19 protein-coding genes and 1 pseudogene are annotated in these 18,347 nt (G+C 35.1%); 12 read left to right on the top strand and 8 right to left on the bottom strand.

Annotated features, from left to right (window positions below):
* Positions 1-145: 145 nt before the first annotated feature.
* From QPK98_RS13295 to QPK98_RS13350, 12 genes and pseudogenes are all read left to right on the top strand, one after another.
* The gene (locus QPK98_RS13295; RefSeq protein ID WP_310993954.1) at positions 146-1,168 is read left to right on the top strand and encodes an efflux RND transporter periplasmic adaptor subunit; all 1,023 of its coding nucleotides are present in this window, start codon (positions 146-148) and stop codon (positions 1,166-1,168) included.
* 14 nt (positions 1,169-1,182) lie between these two features.
* Positions 1,183-1,383, top strand: a complete 201-nt coding sequence (locus QPK98_RS13300) for a hypothetical protein (protein ID WP_310993955.1) — start codon at positions 1,183-1,185, stop codon at positions 1,381-1,383.
* Between the two features lie 15 nt (positions 1,384-1,398).
* Positions 1,399-4,371, top strand: a pseudogene (locus QPK98_RS13305) (efflux RND transporter permease subunit); the annotation flags it as partial.
* A 94-nt stretch (positions 4,372-4,465) separates the two neighbouring features.
* Positions 4,466-5,743, top strand: coding sequence for a TolC family protein (locus QPK98_RS13310; protein WP_310993956.1), 1,278 nt, complete (start codon positions 4,466-4,468; stop codon positions 5,741-5,743).
* A gap of 12 nt (positions 5,744-5,755) precedes the next feature.
* A complete protein-coding gene (locus QPK98_RS13315; RefSeq protein WP_310993957.1) occupies positions 5,756-6,349 on the top strand; it encodes a TetR/AcrR family transcriptional regulator in 594 nt (197 codons plus the stop codon).
* A 302-nt stretch (positions 6,350-6,651) separates the two neighbouring features.
* Entirely contained in the window at positions 6,652-7,518 is an 867-nt protein-coding gene (locus QPK98_RS13320; protein ID WP_310993958.1) for a bifunctional helix-turn-helix domain-containing protein/methylated-DNA--[protein]-cysteine S-methyltransferase, read from the top strand.
* 249 nt (positions 7,519-7,767) lie between these two features.
* The gene (locus QPK98_RS13325; RefSeq protein ID WP_310994050.1) at positions 7,768-8,025 is read left to right on the top strand and encodes a GNAT family N-acetyltransferase; all 258 of its coding nucleotides are present in this window, start codon (positions 7,768-7,770) and stop codon (positions 8,023-8,025) included.
* A gap of 203 nt (positions 8,026-8,228) precedes the next feature.
* The gene (locus QPK98_RS13330; protein WP_310993959.1) at positions 8,229-8,765 is read left to right on the top strand and encodes a Crp/Fnr family transcriptional regulator; all 537 of its coding nucleotides are present in this window, start codon (positions 8,229-8,231) and stop codon (positions 8,763-8,765) included.
* The gene (locus QPK98_RS13335; protein WP_310993960.1) at positions 8,762-9,940 is read left to right on the top strand and encodes a winged helix-turn-helix domain-containing protein; all 1,179 of its coding nucleotides are present in this window, start codon (positions 8,762-8,764) and stop codon (positions 9,938-9,940) included. Before QPK98_RS13330 ends, QPK98_RS13335 begins: the two co-directional genes overlap by 4 nt.
* Positions 9,941-10,027: 87 nt before the next feature.
* Positions 10,028-10,441: a hypothetical protein gene (locus QPK98_RS13340; RefSeq protein ID WP_310993961.1), complete on the top strand. Its 414-nt coding sequence runs from the start codon at positions 10,028-10,030 to the stop codon at positions 10,439-10,441.
* Positions 10,442-10,443: 2 nt separating this feature from the next.
* On the top strand, positions 10,444-10,773 hold the full coding sequence (locus QPK98_RS13345; RefSeq protein ID WP_310993962.1) for a TfoX/Sxy family protein: 330 nt from the start codon (positions 10,444-10,446) through the stop codon (positions 10,771-10,773).
* Positions 10,774-10,849: 76 nt separating this feature from the next.
* Entirely contained in the window at positions 10,850-11,224 is a 375-nt protein-coding gene (locus QPK98_RS13350; protein ID WP_310993963.1) for a nuclear transport factor 2 family protein, read from the top strand.
* A 379-nt stretch (positions 11,225-11,603) separates the two neighbouring features.
* Here QPK98_RS13350 and QPK98_RS13355 read toward each other — a convergent pair whose 3' ends face one another.
* The 8 genes from QPK98_RS13355 to QPK98_RS13390 form a co-directional block, all read right to left on the bottom strand.
* Positions 11,604-12,515, bottom strand: coding sequence for a helix-turn-helix domain-containing protein (locus QPK98_RS13355; protein ID WP_310993964.1), 912 nt, complete (start codon positions 12,513-12,515; stop codon positions 11,604-11,606).
* Between the two features lie 60 nt (positions 12,516-12,575).
* Entirely contained in the window at positions 12,576-13,616 is a 1,041-nt protein-coding gene (locus QPK98_RS13360) for an MBL fold metallo-hydrolase (RefSeq protein ID WP_310993965.1), read from the bottom strand.
* 8 nt (positions 13,617-13,624) lie between these two features.
* Complete coding sequence (locus QPK98_RS13365) at positions 13,625-14,128, bottom strand: hypothetical protein (RefSeq protein WP_310993966.1); 504 nt, start codon at positions 14,126-14,128, stop codon at positions 13,625-13,627.
* A 36-nt stretch (positions 14,129-14,164) separates the two neighbouring features.
* Positions 14,165-15,244 carry an aldo/keto reductase gene (locus QPK98_RS13370; RefSeq protein ID WP_310993967.1) on the bottom strand — a complete coding sequence of 360 codons (1,080 nt, stop codon included), beginning with the start codon at positions 15,242-15,244 and terminating at the stop codon, positions 14,165-14,167.
* A 14-nt stretch (positions 15,245-15,258) separates the two neighbouring features.
* Entirely contained in the window at positions 15,259-15,717 is a 459-nt protein-coding gene (locus QPK98_RS13375; RefSeq protein ID WP_310993968.1) for an SRPBCC family protein, read from the bottom strand.
* Positions 15,718-15,830: 113 nt separating this feature from the next.
* The gene (locus QPK98_RS13380; RefSeq protein ID WP_310993969.1) at positions 15,831-16,445 is read right to left on the bottom strand and encodes an SRPBCC family protein; all 615 of its coding nucleotides are present in this window, start codon (positions 16,443-16,445) and stop codon (positions 15,831-15,833) included.
* Positions 16,446-16,463: 18 nt separating this feature from the next.
* Positions 16,464-17,432 (bottom strand): alpha/beta hydrolase, encoded by a 969-nt coding sequence (locus tag QPK98_RS13385; RefSeq protein ID WP_310993970.1) that lies wholly within the window; start codon positions 17,430-17,432, stop codon positions 16,464-16,466.
* Between the two features lie 66 nt (positions 17,433-17,498).
* Positions 17,499-18,305 carry an SDR family NAD(P)-dependent oxidoreductase gene (locus tag QPK98_RS13390; protein ID WP_310993971.1) on the bottom strand — a complete coding sequence of 269 codons (807 nt, stop codon included), beginning with the start codon at positions 18,303-18,305 and terminating at the stop codon, positions 17,499-17,501.
* Positions 18,306-18,347 lie beyond the last annotated feature (42 nt).

Consider the following 18,347-nt stretch of genomic DNA (forward strand, 5'->3'; position numbering starts at 1 on the left):
ATACTCTTCTTCAGTTATTTTTAAATATAAAATAACGGTTTTAGACCAATTTCTTCGTTTTATAGACCTTTTCTAATCCTTGCATTAGAAGCAATTTTGCAGTGTAAAAATAACTACATCAAAAATTACACAAACAAGAAAGTCTATGAAACATTTAATTGCTGCAATGGTGCTTGTCTTTTTATTAGCAAGTTGTTCAGAGAAAAAAACGAATACAAAAATTGAAGTTATACCAGAAGTTACGGTAAAAGAAATCAAAAAAACAGCTACAAAAGAAGTCTTAAACTATAGCGGAACCATAGAAGCTGATAATACAGTGTCTTTAGGTTTTTCTATTCCGGGGAGAGTTTCAAGTGTTTTGGTCCAAGAAGGTCAAAAAGTTCAAAAAGGACAATTATTAGCAAGAATTGAAGCCACCACATACAAAAGTGCATTCGATATTGCCAATGCAGGTTTAGAGCAAGCCAACGATAATTTTAATAGGTTAAATGGTTTATACCAAAAAGGTAGTTTACCAGAACGAGATTTTATTGCTGTTAAAGTGGCAGTAGCTCAAGCTAATGCCAATAAAGATTTAGCCGTTAAAAATCTTTCAGACACCAAGCTCTCGGCACCCTTCTCAGGAATTATCACGGCAAAACAGACCGAAGTTGGAGCCACTGCAGCCCCAGGTGTTCCTGCCTTTACGATAATGAAAACCGATCAAGTATATGCCCATGCCGCGATTACAGAGTCAGAAATTTCTAAGCTAAAAATTGGCACACCTGCAAAAGTTGAAATCGCCTCTATGGGGGAAGTTTTTGAAGGCGAAGTAGCGATTGTAAATCCAAGTGCTGATGCTTTGACAAGAACCTTCAACGTAAAAGTAAGATTGGATAATGCTGAAAACAAACTACTTCCAGGAATGATTAGCGACATCAAAATTGAAACTAATAACGATCTAAATATCATCTCAATACCGGCTGAAGCTATTGTGAGGGATGCCAATAATATTGTTTATGTGTTTGTGATAGATGGTGATAAAGCGATTAAAAAGAGAGTATCCATCGGCGGGTTTAATGCCAATGAAGTGGTTGTGCTTGATGGTTTATCTGAAAAAGATACGATTGTAATTGCAGGTCAAAGAACCCTAAAAGATGGTCAAACGATCACGACAAGATCTAACTAAAACAGCATTTTAAAATGAAGAAAGTGAAAATAAATTTTATAGAAGCCGCAATGAAATACCGCCAGGTAACCATTGTGTTGACTTCGCTATTAATGCTACTCGGTGTCTATGCATTAACAACGATGCCACGTAGTGAAGATCCACAGGTTACAGTGCGCAAAGGTTTGATTATCGCCGCATTTCCTGGAGCAGATGAGTTACAAGTAGAACAGTAGTTAACTAATAAATTAGAACAGTATTTATTTGGTTTTGAAGAAATTAGAAAAGAAAAGACCATTTCAGAAACCAAAGAAGGGCAGGTCGTGATAACCGCCGAATTAAATGAAAATGTTAAGGACACCGATCGTTTTTGGGCAAGCCTTCAGCACGGTTTAAATACTTCTTTCAGACAAGAATTCACCCTACCGCAGGGAATTATCGGACCTGTAGTAAATAGTGATTTTGGTGATGTAGTGGCACAAATGATTACCGTATCGGCGCCCGGTCGTAGTTATGCAGAATTAGAATCGTATCTAGATGTATTGGAAAACGGCTTAAAAACAATTAATGAAACCTCTAAAATAAAACGTTACGGTGGACAAAAACAACAAATTTATGTTACGGTATTAGATGAAAAAATAAAACAATATGGTTTTGATTTTTCCACCATTGCTCAAGTTATCCAGATGCAGAATTCCACAGGATATTCCGGCGGAATTACATTAGAAAATACCGAGGTATCTGTTTTTGCAAAAAATCAATATAAAAATGAAACCGATTTAGGAAATCAAATTATTTATAGCAGCCCAGACGGGAAAGTGGTGCGTTTAAAAGATGTCGCTACCATTGAGCGTCGTTATGAAGAAACCTCAAGCTTCATTAAAGTAGACGACAACCAAGTGATGATGCTTACCGTAGAAATGCAACCTGGCAATAATATTGTTCAGTTTGGCGAACAACTTACCGAAAAAATTGCGCTTATAGAAAAACAGTTACCGCAAGACGTTTCTATTAACACTATTGTGGATCAACCTACTGTGGTAAAAGAAAGTATTAGCCACTTTATGTTAGAGTTTATCATTGCAATTTCAGTAGTGATTGTTGTGGTTCTTATACTTCTACCCTTTAGAGTCGCGATTGTATCGGCTGTGGCTTGCCCTATATCTATTGTCATCACTTTTGGAATATTAAATATCCTCGGCATCGAAATCCACCAAGTAACCCTTGCCGCCTTGATTATTGTACTCGGAATGGTGGTGGACAATGCCATTGTTGTGGTAGATAATTATATCGAAAAACTAGATGAAGACATAGATCCCTGGACAGCGGCTTGGCAAAGTGCAACGCAATTAATGATCCCTATTTTCACAGCGACTATGGCTATTGTTTTTGCCTTTTTACCATTGGCATTTTTCTTAAATGGTATCGCTAAAGAATTTATCCAAGCCTTACCTATAGCAGTAGCGGTCGCTCTATTTACATCATTATTTGTGGCGGTATTAGTAACCCCTTATATGTGTTATGTGTTTATTAAAAAGGGATTAAAGAATAAAGAAAAGGAAAGCAAGCAGCAAAAAAAGAAATCCTTGTTAGACAGAATTCAGTCGGTATTTAATGATTTGCTGGATCGTTGTTTTAAATACCCAAAAACAACATTGTTAGTTGGATTGGCTTCAGTAGGATTGGCGTTCGTAATAGCTTCAGGTTTAGAACAAGAACTATTCCCTACAGCCGAACGAAACCAATTTAATATTGAAGTTTGGTTGCCAAATGGCGGCAGTTTAGAGCAAACGGCTGACGTTGTGAGTCGTATCGAATCTGAAATTAAAGAAGATGAACAGGTCATAGAAGTAGCCAGTTTTGTTGGCACCAGTTCGCCTCGATTTCATTCGACCTATGCGCCCGAGTTTCCGCGTAAGAACTTTGCGCAGATATTTATAACCACTACCGGAAAAGAAGCAACTCAAGAATTAGCTGATGCCTATCTCGAAAAGTTTGAAGGTTTTATTCCAGACGGATACATACGTATTCGGCAATTGTCGATGAAGGAAACGCCTGCACCAATTGAAGTTCGTATTGTAGGTGAAGACTTAAGCAAGCAAAAGCAAGTTGCAGAACAGGTACAAGCTATTCTAAATGATACGGAAGGAACCAACTGGGTGAGAACCTCGTATCAAGATGATTATTATGGTGTCAATATCAATTTAAAAGATGATAAGGCAAACAGACTTGGCGTTACCAATGCTATGGTGTCGCAAACCCTGGGAGCTGGATTAAAAGGCTTTCCTGTTTCTACTTTATATGAAGGAGATACAGCGGTAGATATCGTATTACGTTATGATGCCAATAATCGAAAGAATATTGACGATTTAGGAGCGCTTAATATTTCTACCATTTTTGGAACAAAAGTACCTTTAAGGGAAGTGGCATCCATCACTCCAGAATGGCACACAGGAACCATTACACACCGAAACGGGCTCAGAACCTTGACGGTACTTTCCGAAACGCAAATGGGCTTGAAAGCTGCAGCGGTTCAGAATGCCATTATGCCCAAAATTGCCGAACTGGAATTGCCAGATGGCATCAGCATCAATTACGGCGGAGAATATGAAAGCACAAACGAAACCGCGCCAGGTATGATGATGTCATTAAGTGTGAGCTTAATATTAATCTTCTTGGTGCTAATGTTTCAGTTTAAAAATTTCACCAAAGTATTGGTGGTATTAGCCACCTTCCCTTTGAGTCTTTTAGGCGCTTTTTTAGGGCTTAAGTTAACGGGTAATCCGCTTGGTTTTACGGCGTTTATGGGCATTATAAGCCTAATAGGTATTGTGGTTAGAAATGGGATTATCATTGTGGATTATGCTGACGAATTGGTGTCGGTTCATGGATACACCATAAAGGAAGCAGCTCGTGCGTCTGGAAAACGACGTATGCGTCCAGTATTCTTAACCTCAATTGCCGCTGCTGTTGGAGTTGTTCCAATGATTATAGGAAAATCGCCACTTTGGGCACCTTTAGGAAGCGTCTTGTTTGTTGGGTTGATTGTGTCTATGGTTTTCACCTTGTTTATGGTTCCAGTCTTGTATGCCAGATATGTAAAACCGGGAACCGAAATTGAACATACGCATTCAGGTGAGCCTATTCTTTATAAACGTAAACGGAGTAGAACCAGTAGAAAACTGACCATCCTAAATCACAAATTAAAAAAACGATTTAAATAATAAAAACTATAGGCTACTGCTTCCCTGATTGATAGCAAATTTCCCCACTAAAGGTGAAGTGGTAGTCCCTATAGTATATTTTAAAAACTAAATAATGAAAACATATAAATATATACTGTCTTTTGCTTTTCTATTGATTATTTCATTTCAAGGATTACAAGCTCAAGACCAAATATTAAGCTTGGAACAAGCCAAAAACTTAGCTAAAACGAACAACAAAAAAACACAACGCGCCTCGCAAAATATAGAAGCAGCAAAAGCGGCCAAAGCTTCCGTGTATGCATCAGATAAACCTTTTGTCGATGCGAGCGCTATGGGGATTCACTTAGGCGATCCAATAAATGCCTTGCTGCCAGAAAATCAAGGCGTCGCCTCTTTAGGTGTTACACAAGTTATTTATGCTGGTGGAAAAATAAATGCTGCAAAAAAAATAAGCACTACAGCTGTAGATTTACATACCACTCAAAAGGAATTAACCGAAGCCGAAGTATTGTTAGACGTTGAAACCACCTATTGGCAAATCATTAATGTCACTGCTAAAGTAGATTTAGCCAATAAATACAAAGACCTGTTAACAGAGCTATTGAAAGATTTAACTAATTCATTTGATGCTGGACTTATCTACAAAAATGACGTGCTTCAAGTACAAGTGCAACTCAATCAGGCTGAATTGGATTTACTGAAAGCCAAAGATGGATTAGCGATTTTAAAGCTGAAAATGGCACAATTAATAGGTTTTTCGGATACCAGTTTTGAGATAAATGATACCATAGAAAATAGTGAAATACTTTCAGAAAAAGCTGCAATAAATGAAGCTTTAACACAACGTCCAGAAATTAAAATGCTTAAAGACGCCGTAGAGATAGAAAAATTGCAGGCAAAAGTTTTAGAAGCTGATAGAAAACCTACGGTTGCTTTTAATGTTAGCGGATTGTATGCCACTGGAAAAGAGATCAATTTTACAGATGCCAGCAATGACTTTACGTCGTATTACGGCGTGTTAAGCGTTAACATTCCTGTCTTTGATTGGGGAGGAAGAAAACAGAAAGTAAAAGAACAAGAGTTTAAAACCGAAGCAAAACAATTGGAATTGGAAGACACCCAAGAGTTAATTCTTATTCAAGTTGAAAACGCGTATTTAGAATTGCAACAAGCCATAAAAAGGGTTGAAATTTCTGAAAAATCATTAGCACAAGCAGATGAAAACTTAAAGTTGAATCAAGACCGTTTTGATGCTGGTACCGTGATTGGGAAGGATGTTTTGGAAGCACAAGTATTATGGCAGAAAGCTTATTCAGAAGTTATTGATGCCAAGGCAACGCAACAAATAAGTCAGGCGAATTATAAAAAAGCTATAGGTCAAATTAAATAAGTCTGTTCTATTTTGCATAGCAAAAATCACATTTTAGAGGTAGCCAGAGAATTGTTTTTCAGCTTTGGAATTAAGAATATCAGTATGGATGATATCGCCAATAAATGTGGTGTGTCAAAAAAAACGATTTATAAACATTTTCAAAGTAAGGACAACCTCTTGTTTGAAGTGATTAAAATGAAAGCATTTCAAATTAAAAAAAGTATTGATAAAATTCAGATAAAAAATGATCCCGCCATACAGGAATTGCAGAACTTTTTTGAGCTCATCAACGGATTGGCGCGTCGTATTTCCCCACGGTTTGGCAGAGAATTAAAATCAAACCACAATTCAAACCTTTTCAAGGCTTTATCTTATGTAGATGAAATTTTAAAGCCATTTGTCATTCAAAACATTGAAAAGGGAAAATGTGAAGGTGTTTATAAAGAAGAGATAGACGCTCGCAACATTTGTAAATCTTATGAAAATCTTGCAAAAGCGGTGTATTTCAACTATTACTTAACCGATTCGCAAATGAATTCTAAGTCATTTGACTTTTTGAGCTATTTATTTCTTTATGGTTTAGTTTCCGAAATAGGATGGGCATATTTACAGAAAAACGCCTAACTGAATTCCTGTAAAATCACCAAAAGAAGGGTTTTGCGCCAAATTCCGTTAGTGGAATTGGCGTTTTCATAGTTAAAACCTACATCAATAATTGGTTTGGCAAGTGCTTATTTGGAAAGATCCTTTGGATTGTTCTCTAATAAATTTTTGTTTACTAAATTAGATGCTTTACCACGCAAATAACCACATACAAATGCGCTAATCACAAGTAAATAAAATAACTTCTAATTTTATAATATAGCAAGAAACAGATTTTTTAAACTGTAAATAGTGCCGATATTTGTTCCCACTATTAAAAGAAAATGAACGAACAAAATCAGCAGAATTATTACCGAATTGCCAAAGCAATAGAGTTCATAAAAGACAATTTTAAAACGCAACCAAACCTTGATGAATTGGCTGAAAAGGTAAATTTAAGTAAATATCATTTTCAAAGGCTTTTTGCAGATTGGGCAGGAACAACGCCTAAAAAATTTCTTCAATTTACCAGTCTTCAATATGCTAAAAACAAACTTCAAAAGGAAAACTCACTATTTGATACCGCTTTTGAAACTGGTTTTTCTAGCACGAGCAGACTGCACGACTTATTTGTAAAAATTGAAGGAATGTCGCCAGCAGAATACAAAAATGGTGGCAAAAATTTAAAGATAAACTATAGTTATGCCACAAGCGACTTTGGAAACCTAATAATAGCTTCGACCACGAAAGGGGTTTGCTATTTATCCTTTTTTGACCAAACAAAAAATGATGCTTTAAACGACTTACAGTCTGCATATCCAAACGCTCAACTAAAAGAAGATAAAGATGATTTTCAAGAAAACGCCTTGAAAATTTTTAATAAAAAAGCAACGGCAATTGAGGACGTTAAACTGCACTTAAAAGGCACAGATTTTCAACTAAAAGTTTGGGAAGCCCTTTTAAAAATTCCGACCGGAAATTTAGCCACTTACGGAACTATTGCTAAAACCATCCAAAAACCAAATGCTTCAAGAGCAGTGGGATCTGCAATCGGAAAAAACCCTATCGCCTTTTTAATTCCTTGCCATCGCGTTATTCAATCTACAGGACTATTTGGTGGTTATATGTGGGGAACGACTCGAAAAACGGCCATTATTGGTTGGGAAGCATCAAAAATAAACACTTCAAATAAAAAACAAATTGGACATTAGAAACTGCACCATAAACGACATCGATGAGATATTCAGACTTTATAAAATAGCATCAGATTATCAAAAAAAAAAAAGAAAGTCGTCGTTTGGCCCGATTTTAAAAGATCGCTGGTAGAAACCGAAATTAACGAAAACAGACAATGGAAACTGATTATCGATGGCGAAATTACGTGTATTTGGGCCATCGCTTTTCAGGACGAACAAATATGGGAAGAGAAAAATAAAGATAGCGCCATTTACATTCATAGAATTGCCACTAACCCTAATTTTAGAGGGCGTGATTTTGTTTCGAAAATAGTTGACTGGAGTAAAGCTTACGCAAAATCAATCGGCAAGCAATTTGTTCGATTAGATACCTTGGGGAATAATGTAAAATTAATTGAACATTACAAAAACGCAGGATTTAATTTTTTAGGAATGTTCGATTTAAAAAACACAGATACCTTACCCGAACATTACCAAAATGCACCCGCTTGTTTATTTGAAATAGATTTACAAATTGAATAGGAAATAGCAGTTGCTGACACCGTATATACAAAAAGGTTTTAGGCACTAACCTAAACCCTTTTTGTTTTTAATTAAGTATCTTGCTTTCTGTATTGTTAGCAGATCAAATCCGCTATGCTCATATACGAGACCCGAATCTTTCATCAAAAAAACCACATATTACAATGCATAATTACGTAAAGCATCTTGTTAAATCATTGGGAATGCTTGTAGAAGATGCAGAACTATTTGTTTCTGGTTTTGAGAGGGTTGACTATGCAAAAAACGATTTCTTGTTAGAAAAAGGAGATACATCTAATGTTGTTAAGATAATTCTAAAAGGTTGTGCAAGGGGGTTTTATATTAAAGATGGAAAAGAATTTACTACCAATTTTTATTTTGAAAATGATCATAGTTACGATTACGCGAATTATTTACAAAATAAACCTTCTCAAATAACTATAAAAGCGCTAAGTCCTATTAAAACAATAGAGATGACAATGGAGGCTCTAGAGTTTTTGAATTCAGAAATTATTGGTTTTCACAGAATGACTTTTCAATTGTTTAAAACAAATTTTATAAAAGTAGAAGAACAACGGCAATCTTTGATCATAAAAACGCCAAAGGAAAGATATTTAGACCTTCTAAAAAATAACAAACAAATTATTTCGAGAGTTCCGCAACATCAAATTGTATCTTTTATTGGTGTTTCAGCGGAACATTTAAGTCGTATTCGAAAAGAAATACGTGATGCAATATGAAAGAAATACTTTCCCCAATTGAAGCACAAAAGCTAATACTGCTTTCTCAACGTGTTTTGCCTAATATAGTCAACGGAACTGCGATAAATAAGACGTTGGTTAGTATTGAGCATCTTGGCTATGTGCAAATAGATACCATTGCTGTTATTCAACGTGCCCATCATCATACGTTATGGAATAGAAATCCTGAATACGAACTGTCTCATATTGATGCATTAATTAAATCTAAACAGATTTTTGAATATTGGTCGCATGCTGCTGCATATCTACCCATGCGCGATTATAGGTATTCGCTTCCCCGTAAAGTAGCTATTCTAAAAAACGAACAAAGCCATTGGTATCAGAAAGATGTTAAACTAATGGATACCATACTAAAACGCATAGAAAACGAAGGTCCTTTAATGGCAAAGGATTTTGCACATACGGCTAAAGTTAGAGAATGGGAAAGTAAACCTGCAAAACAAGCATTAGAAAATTTGTTTATGCAAGGAGATTTGATGATTTCGAGTCGTAAGAATTTTCATAAAGTATATGACCTTACGGAACGCGTTTTACCAGAAAACATTGATACTAAATGCCCTACTCAGCAAGAATATATCCGGTTTTTAATCAGAAGCTATCTAAGCGCTAATGGTATTGGTCAAGCAAGTGAAATCGCCTATTTACTTAAAAACACCAAAAAACGTGTTACTTCAGAATTAAAGAAAATGTATGCAAACAATGAATTACTTGAAGTAAATGTTAACGGACAAATCTATTATGCCTTTCCTGATACTTTGGACTTGTTGAGCAAGCCTATTAATCGTCAATTAAAAATTCTATCTCCTTTTGATAATTTATTGATTCAGCGTAAACGTATGCAGCACTTGTTTAATTTTGAATACAAAATTGAATGTTATACTCCCGCAGCAAAACGTAAATACGGCTACTTTTCATTACCCATTCTCTGGGATGGTAAATTAGTGGCCAGAATGGATTGCAAGGTCGATAAAAAGACGGCAACACTTCATATCAATCATTTATTTTTTGAAGAAAATTTTTCTTTTAATGAGGCTTTTAAAGCTGCTTTTACAAAAGAGCTAGAAGCATTTAAATGCTTTAATGATTGTTCAGAGGTGAAAGTTCACAAAACCACACCAAGCTCATTATTAAGTGCAATTAAATCTATTTCTTAGCAAATATCAACGATTATTTTTTTCCATTTGATCCATCTTTGCATTAAATTTAAAGATAGAATTACAATGGGAAATAACGTTTTTAATTTGAAACAATTTGTTATTATCACTTTAATAACAAGCATTTGGATACATATTGCTGAAATAGCAAGAGCCATTTTTGTTGCCTTCCCGTTGATGGAAGAATTCTTTGCGGGCAGAATCCCAATTGGCGCTATGGAATTGAGTAATGCCTTGATATGGGGGTTATGGGATACTTTGCTGTCTGCAGTTTTAGTATTTATATTTTGGCTTTGTTCAGTTGCATTTGGGAATAACTTAAAGTCAATAATTATTTCAGGTACAACGACAGCTTTAGCCACAATTGGTGTTTTTTGGATTGCCAATGTAAATACAGGTTTGGGAGCGTGGAGTACAGCTGCTATTATATTTCCTATCGCTTGGGCTGAGATGATTATTGGAGCTTGGATAGCGTCAAAACTTTATGCAAAAAACAAATAGAAATGGCTGTTTCAAATGATTTTACACAGTTTGTTCTCGACCAACTATCGGGTTGGGGCAATGTACAAGTAAAGAGGATGTTTGGCGGTGCTGCACTTTATCAGGATGATCTAGCTTTTTCTATGATCGCCAATGATGTTGTTTATCTAAAAGTAGATGAAACCAATAAGGCTAAGTTTATTGAATCTGGTTCGGTTCCATTAAAGCCTTTTAAAAATAATGCAACAGTACTTTCATTTTATAACGTTCCAGCTCACATAGTAGAAGATGCTGATGCGTTTATTAGATGGGCAAAAGAATCATTGGAAATACAAAAAAAACGACAAAATTAAAGTCGAAAAATATGGAGTTACTGTTGAAGCATACCTAAGCTAAGAAACGAACTCTGAAAATTAAAAAATGGATAAAATGATGAATAAAAAAGAAGTAGCAAGGCAATATATAACGCACCTTGGAAACGGAAATGTTGAACAAATAGTTGCATTATTCAATCAAAATGGAATAGTTGATTCACCGCTATACGGAATAAAAAAAGCAGATGAATTTTATCCGGAATTGAATAGCGACACTTCAAATTCTGAACTGACTTTAAAAGGAATTTTTGAAGAAAATGACTCAAACACTTTAGCCCTTTATTTTACCTTTAATTGGACTTTAAAGAACAATAAAAAAGTGGAATTTGATGTCGTAGACATTATTGAATTCGATAATCAAAGCAAGATTAGTAAACTAAAAATTATATATGACACTGTTACTGCCAGGAAACTAGTGGAGCAATTATAGAAAAAAACCAAGTACAATGTATATAAAACATTGCTAATATAGGCTTTCCGAGAGCTTAGTACATCTTTGCAAACTCGTCAAATCTGAATTGAAAAAACATCACAAATTAACCGGATACTTGAACTTGATTTTAAGTATCCCTATTTGTTTTTACTCGAGAAAGTGAACTTATTGAAAGACTTTTTGCTGTCTTAGCAATTAATGTTGGATATCATATGTTATATTATTTCTTTTCTTTACATCAAAAAAAAGAATAATGAAGTATTTATTTTTGGCGCTGGCAATTGTATTTGAAGTGGTAGGTTCCAGTTTTTTGAAAGCTAAAATTATGTAGGGTAAAAATTTCATTCTTTTTAGATTTGTAATTAACTGAAAAAGCTTAATTCAATGCTGCATTCTCAATATACTCTTTTGGACTTATTCCAACCTTCTTTTTAAACAAGCGCGAGAAATATTGTGGATATTCAAAACCTAATTCATAAGCTACTTCCGAAACGCTTTTATGAGGCTCCAAAAGAATGCTTTTTGCTTCGTCAATTAAATACAATTGCAAATGTTCGGTAGTCGTTTTTCCTGTTTCTTTTTTAAGTGTATCACTTAAATAGCGTTGAGAAACTGACATTTTATTGGCTATTTGTTCTATGTTTGGAATACCCTTTTCTTGTAGTAGTCCTAATTCAAAATATTCAGACAATTGTAGATTAAATCGCTCCAACAAGTTATTTGATAATTCTTTTCTATTCAAAAACTGTCTTTCATAAAATCTATTGGCATACTTAAAAAGCGTACTTAATTGAGAAATGATAATTTCTTTGCTAAACTCATCTTGGTTGTTATGATATTCTATTTCAATATTTTCAACTATCGATTCTATTTGCTTTTCTTCCTTTGGTGAAAGGTGCAATGCTTCATTTACTGAATAGGAAAAGAAACCATATTTCTTTATTTGTTGGGCTAATTCTGTACCTTTCAAAAAATCTTCGTGGAAATTTATTGAAAAGCCTTTTTGTTCAAAAACTACGCTGTTATCCCATTGTAATAATTGTTTTGGTGCTATGAAAATTAGAGCTCCATTAGTAAAATCATATTTTGTTCGTCCGTAGTTTAAGTCACCTTTTACAAACTTCTTTAAGCTAATGGAATAGCAATCGTTGGTAATAGGTGGCGAACTTTCTCTCGGACAAGGTAGATAACCTTCGCCTTTTGAGTTGAAAACACTCAACATAGGATGCTCTGGTCTAGGTAGTTCTAAATAATCTAGATAAGATGATAATGTTTTAAAATGTTGCATGTTCGATTTTTCTAGTTTTTGTATTTCAAATATTTGTTAAGGGTTTTAAATTAAGAAGGTTTATATCCACCACTTATTATCGGATAAGTCTTCTTCAATCGTAAAAAGTTGACCGAGTTTTGGTAAAGAAATTTCTAAATTTTCTTCTTTCGCAAATTTAGTGAATTCCTTTGCAGGTTCTGTCCAGGAATGCATGGCTAATGAGAACCCTGCCCAATGAACTGGCATTCCCTTATTTGCTTTCGCATCTTTCAAGGCCTGAATACTTTGAAAAGGAAGGGAATGAATAGCTGGCCATTTTTCATTGTATTGCCCGCATTCCATGAAAGCGAAATCGAAAGGCCCTAATTTTTCTCCAATCTCTTTGAAATGTGTGCCATATCCTCCATCGCCACTAAACCAAATATTATCTTTTCTTGATTTGAATACCCATCCACCCCAAAGTGATTTGCAACGATCAGTTAGTCCTCTACCAGACATATGCTGGGTGGGAGTGAATGTGATATCAATACCTTCAATATTTTGACTATCCCACCAATCAAATTCTTGTATTTTATCTTCTGATACTCCCCACTTTACTAAATGCCTTTTTACACCTAATGCAACAAAAAACTGTTTTGTTTTAGGTATTAATTTTTGAATACTATCATAATCTAAATGGTCATAATGGTCATGGCTCATGAGAACAATATCTAGATCAGGAAAATCATCAATCAACTCTAGGCTATTATCCGAAAACCGTTTAACAGGTTTGGGTGAAATAGGGGCAGCATTAGACCCTAGCATTGGGTCTATTAAAATAGTTTTCCCCATCATATTCATTAGTACTACAGAATGGCCATACCAAATAATCTTTGTTTCTTCGCTAGGTGCTAAAAATGATTCTTTATTGAATGGAATGATTGGGAGTGGAGCTTTTGGCTCTCGTTTTTCTCTATTGGTTAGTTGTTGGTAGAGAATTGGACCAATGTCCCAAAAATTTTCAAGTACCTTGGTAGGTTTAAAATTTTGAAACTTACCATTTTTCCAATTTTCCGATTGCGCATATCGAAGTTGATCTTCTTTTGTTGGTTTAGCACCAAATTGATTTTCGAATTTCATCTTTCCCCTTATTTTTTTTCTACAGACAACAATTGCTTGTTATATGCATCTACTCTGGCTGATGCTGTGCCGTCTATTAACAATATGACCACCAACATGGCAATAGCTGTAATAAAACTAGCCCTCCATATAGGTGTGTTTAGAAACATAATACCTAGTGCACAAGCTATTATGATTAAGGGAACAGCTGTGAAAACAACGTTTTTGTATTCTTTTAGAGTCGCTTCGGTACGTTCAAGTTCCGATGCTACAAAAGCTGAAGCATCTGTATTGTAAGCTGTTTCAAATTGTGTAACTCTAGCTTTATTGGTGAAAAATAACCCAAGCCCAATGATAATAAGTAATGAACCTGCTACTAATGTAGGGATGATGTAAGCTTTGGCTATTTCCGTTTTACCTAATTGCCAAAATCCTAAACTCGCTGCCATAAATATGACTCCGAATAGGATGAAAAATGGGGTTGAAACAAGTTCTGCTTTTGCCCAATCTGTTGCTGTTTTTAATATGTCCATATCTGATGCTTTTAAAGATTTTATTTACCAAAAATATTAATAATTATTATACTGCATTTGCATATGAGCAGGTAAAGCATCGGGTTTTACACCATTGATTTCAATACCTCCGTGAACAAAAGATTGTGTAGCACCACTATGTTTGGTGATAAATGTGGGTTGTGGTACAGTTAGTGCATCGAGCGAAGTTATTTCATCCGCACTAAGTTTTATTTTCAGTGCCTCCAGATTACCTTTGAGGTGTTCCAATTTTCTAGCTCCGATAATGGGGGCACTTATGCCAGGTTTACTTATTAGCCAAGCTATGGCAGTTGCTGCAATAGTTGTGTTATGATTTTCAGAAATTTCCTTTAGCTGATCAAGAATTTGAAGCTGTTTTTCGCTTAGGTTTACATCGCCCATTGCAGCAATTCTTCCTTTTTGATCTTTACCTTGATTTTCACGATTGTATTTTCCGCTTAATAAGCCACCAGATAAAGGCGAATAAGCAGTAATCCCCAAGCCCATTTCTAAAGCCATCGGTACTAACTCATCTTCCACAGAACGTTCTAACAAAGAATATTCGATTTGAAGTCCCACAAAAGGAGACCAACCTTTTAGATGTGCATACATTTGCGATTGTGCAATCTTCCATGCTGGTGTATTACTGATACCCAAGTAACGAACTTTTCCACTTGCCACCACATTTTCCAACGAACGCATTACTTCTTCATAGGGAGTGTGCCAATCCCAGGCGTGCACCCAATAAATATCAAGATAATCTGTTTGTAACCTACGTAAAGACTGATGCAAGTTTTCCAACATTGATTTTGTACCAGTTCCGCCACCATTTGGGTTTCCTGCGTGTCCGTTGGAAGAAAATTTAGTTCCAATGACCATTTCGCTGCGCTTCGAGGAATGTTTTCCCACCAAATCGCCTATTATTTTTTCTGAATGACCATTATTATATACATTGGCAGAATCCAAAAAATTGCCTCCGGCTTCCATATAATGATTCAATATTTTTTCAGCTTCTTGTGGACTGGAACCGATGCCCCAATCTTCTCCAAATGTCATGGTTCCCAGACAAAGTGGACTTACTTTTAACCCTGATTTTCCTAATGTTCTATAATTCATAATTTCTTTTTTATTTAAATTTTATAATAAGTCTTATAAGTTTTACCTAAATTTTCAAATGCGGATTTTTGAGCTGATTTAAATATTTCTGTAAAAGAAGAACCAGTATCAGTGTTCTTAGGTTTAAAGCTACCTTCATATTTTATAAGCACTCCACCATCTTTTTCTTCAATAAATATTTTCCCAAGAAAATCATTCACAGGCATAACACCATTACGAGACGCATAACTGAAATACTCTGGCGATCTAAAACCAACAATCTCTTCTTCGATTCTCATTTCTTCGCTTAATACCAACCGTACAGCCCCTAGTCCCAGAGGATAATCTTTTCCGGGCTTTATTATTTGTATATCAGGTAAGAGCTCAGAATTAGTCCAAGCCTTATAATCGGTTAATAAATCAAAGAATTTTTGTCGGTCAAAGTCCGGGTAGAAGTGTTCGAGTTTGTAATCTATTTTTTTACTATTTGTCATTTTTTGTGTGTATTTAAATTATTATTTTTCTTTGGTAAGAATGAATAGAGATGCATTCATTCTTATGTAGGTTTACAGCACTTTATGTAGTATGTCTTGTCAATTAATAATAATTATTTTCTTAATCCTATGTTGGTTACAATACCTGCTGGTCCTTCTGGAAACCAATATTTTATCAAAAATTTAGGAATCCTACCAGCGGGAATATAGTCTGCATTGTAAGTGATTTTAGTGGTGGTATCATCTATTTTTTCAAATTCATAAATCACTTTATAATTGGTCATTCTTTTGGTTTTTGTTTTCTTATAATCACTAGAAAAAGCGGTAGCGGTAAATATAAGTTTGTTGCCTTGTTTGGTGCGGTTAAATTTTATAACCAAATCGCTATTGGACAAAGGCCAAGGAGCATCAAAATAATAATAGGACAGCCATTCGTTATCTGATATTCTTTCAAATTCTTCTGTTACTCTTGTGCCCTCAATATAGTTTTTATGATTGGCTGTATTTGAAAGATAGACATCCAATTCATCTAAAGTTATTTTAGCCGTGGTTTCTGCAATATAAAAGAAGTGGGTTCGTTTCTTTTCCTTAACCAACTCATACTTTACCGTTGATTTTCCGTCTTTAGAGGTTTCGGTAGTCCAGTTTCTTGATTGAGAATAAGCGGACAATGTTAAAAATAAAATTGCCAGTGTGCTTATTTTTTTTATAGAATTAAGATATATCATATTATTGGGTTTAAATCCTTACAAGGAAACATACTTGTCATAGAACTCCGCATAACTATCATATGTAAACTTCTGCCCTTCTTGACCAATTGATGTTTTACTGGCTACAGCTTCAAACCCATGGAAGCAATCTTCGAAGATTTTAAATTTTACGTCAATATCAGCATTTTTCAATGCGTTGATGTATTGTTCTGTTTCTTTATAGAATGGTTCAAGAGTTCCGACAAATGATATGGTAGGCGGAAAGTTTAAATAATCCTTATTTCTGGCAGGAGCAGCATAAGCGGGTACTTCCTTGCCTTGGGCTTTGATGCCTCTCAAATATTGTTTCCAACCAAATGTATTTGTAGTATTATCCCAAGTAAGATTATAGATTTCACGAGACTTATCAGTTGGCTGAGTATCATCTATCATTGGATAAATAGGCATTTGAAACGCAATATTTACGTCTTTTGTGTCTCTTGCTTTTAGGGTTACCGCAGCAGTGAGTCCACCACCTGCACTGTGCCCAGCAATGATGAATTTATCGTTGTTAATACCTAGTTGGTCTGCATTATTTTTTGCCCACAACATGGTATCATAACAATCGTTGAATGCTGCTGGGTATGGTGCTTTGAGCGCTAATCGATAATCAGGAGAAATAACTACACAAGGTCTTTTCTGAATAAATTTTTTTATTTCACCTGCAGCCATTTCAGGGGTGCCAGAGATGTAGCCTCCTCCATGAATGTATAACATGATTGGTAATTTTTCTTGCTGACTTTTAGGTTTGTAGATTCTAGCTCTAATTTTTGTTTTACCATCACTACTAAGTACATATACTTCAGAGCAATCAAGGTCTTTTACATTTTTTCCATTGGTTATCAATGCGGTAATGGCATTGAAAGGTTTTAACAACCATTTATTTTCAAAAATTAAACGTAATGCATTTATACTGCGGTAATAAGATTGTAAATCTTTGTGAAGCATATTTTTTTTTACCTTCATCTTAATTTTATTAAATATTTTTAAATAGTTTATTGCCTTTTTATTCCATCCGAATTACTAATACTATTACATCTGGCTAGCAAGCCATCTTGAATCATATTTTTGATCACCTTCAAAATGTGGGGCATATTTTTCAAAGGCTTTTGTGATTTCTTCTGCTTCTTCTTTACAATAATCTTTTCCCCAAGGATGAGAAACGATATAAAAGTCGCCATTTTCAATTTGTGGCCAAATGATATCAATAAATTCATCACCTGTCATACCTGCCTGTGTCATAGCCTTACTTCCTCCAAGTTCCGACTGAACGAGGCCAGGGAAAATACATCCGACCTGAATCTGCTCTGGCATTTCTTGTCTTAAGCTTAAGGCAATTGCTTTGGAAGCAAATTTTGAAGACATATAAGTACTCATATATGGACCTACGGTATAAAGACCAGTTTCAGAATTGACAACTAATATCATTGCAGGTGTTTTTTGCTCCACCATTCGTTTTCCAAAAGCCCAAACACAGTTAAGTAAGCCAAATACATTGACGTCATAAACTTGTTTAAAATCATTTTCAGATAAATCTACAATGGATCCTGGACTACCAGGAATCCCCGCATTGCTTACCAAAACATCTACATGACCAAATTCTTTCCATGCATAATCCGCTAATGCCTTAACATCCTCAAGTTTCGATACATCACAAACCTTATAACGGGCTTTTACTCCTTTTTCCTTCAAATCCTGCACCGCTTCTTGAAGTCTGTTTTCTCTTCTGGCAGTAAGAATTACTGTTGCCCCTTCAGCTCCGAATTTATCGGCCATTGCTTTACCAATTCCGGTTGCTCCACCGGTAATAACTACTACTTTATTTTTAAAATCTTTCATAATTTTCTAAATTAAAATTAATATTATGTCGCAGTGTGATGG

The sequence above is a fragment of the Aequorivita marina genome (genome assembly GCF_031631895.2).
Classification (GTDB): Bacteria; Bacteroidota; Bacteroidia; order Flavobacteriales; family Flavobacteriaceae; genus Aequorivita; species Aequorivita marina.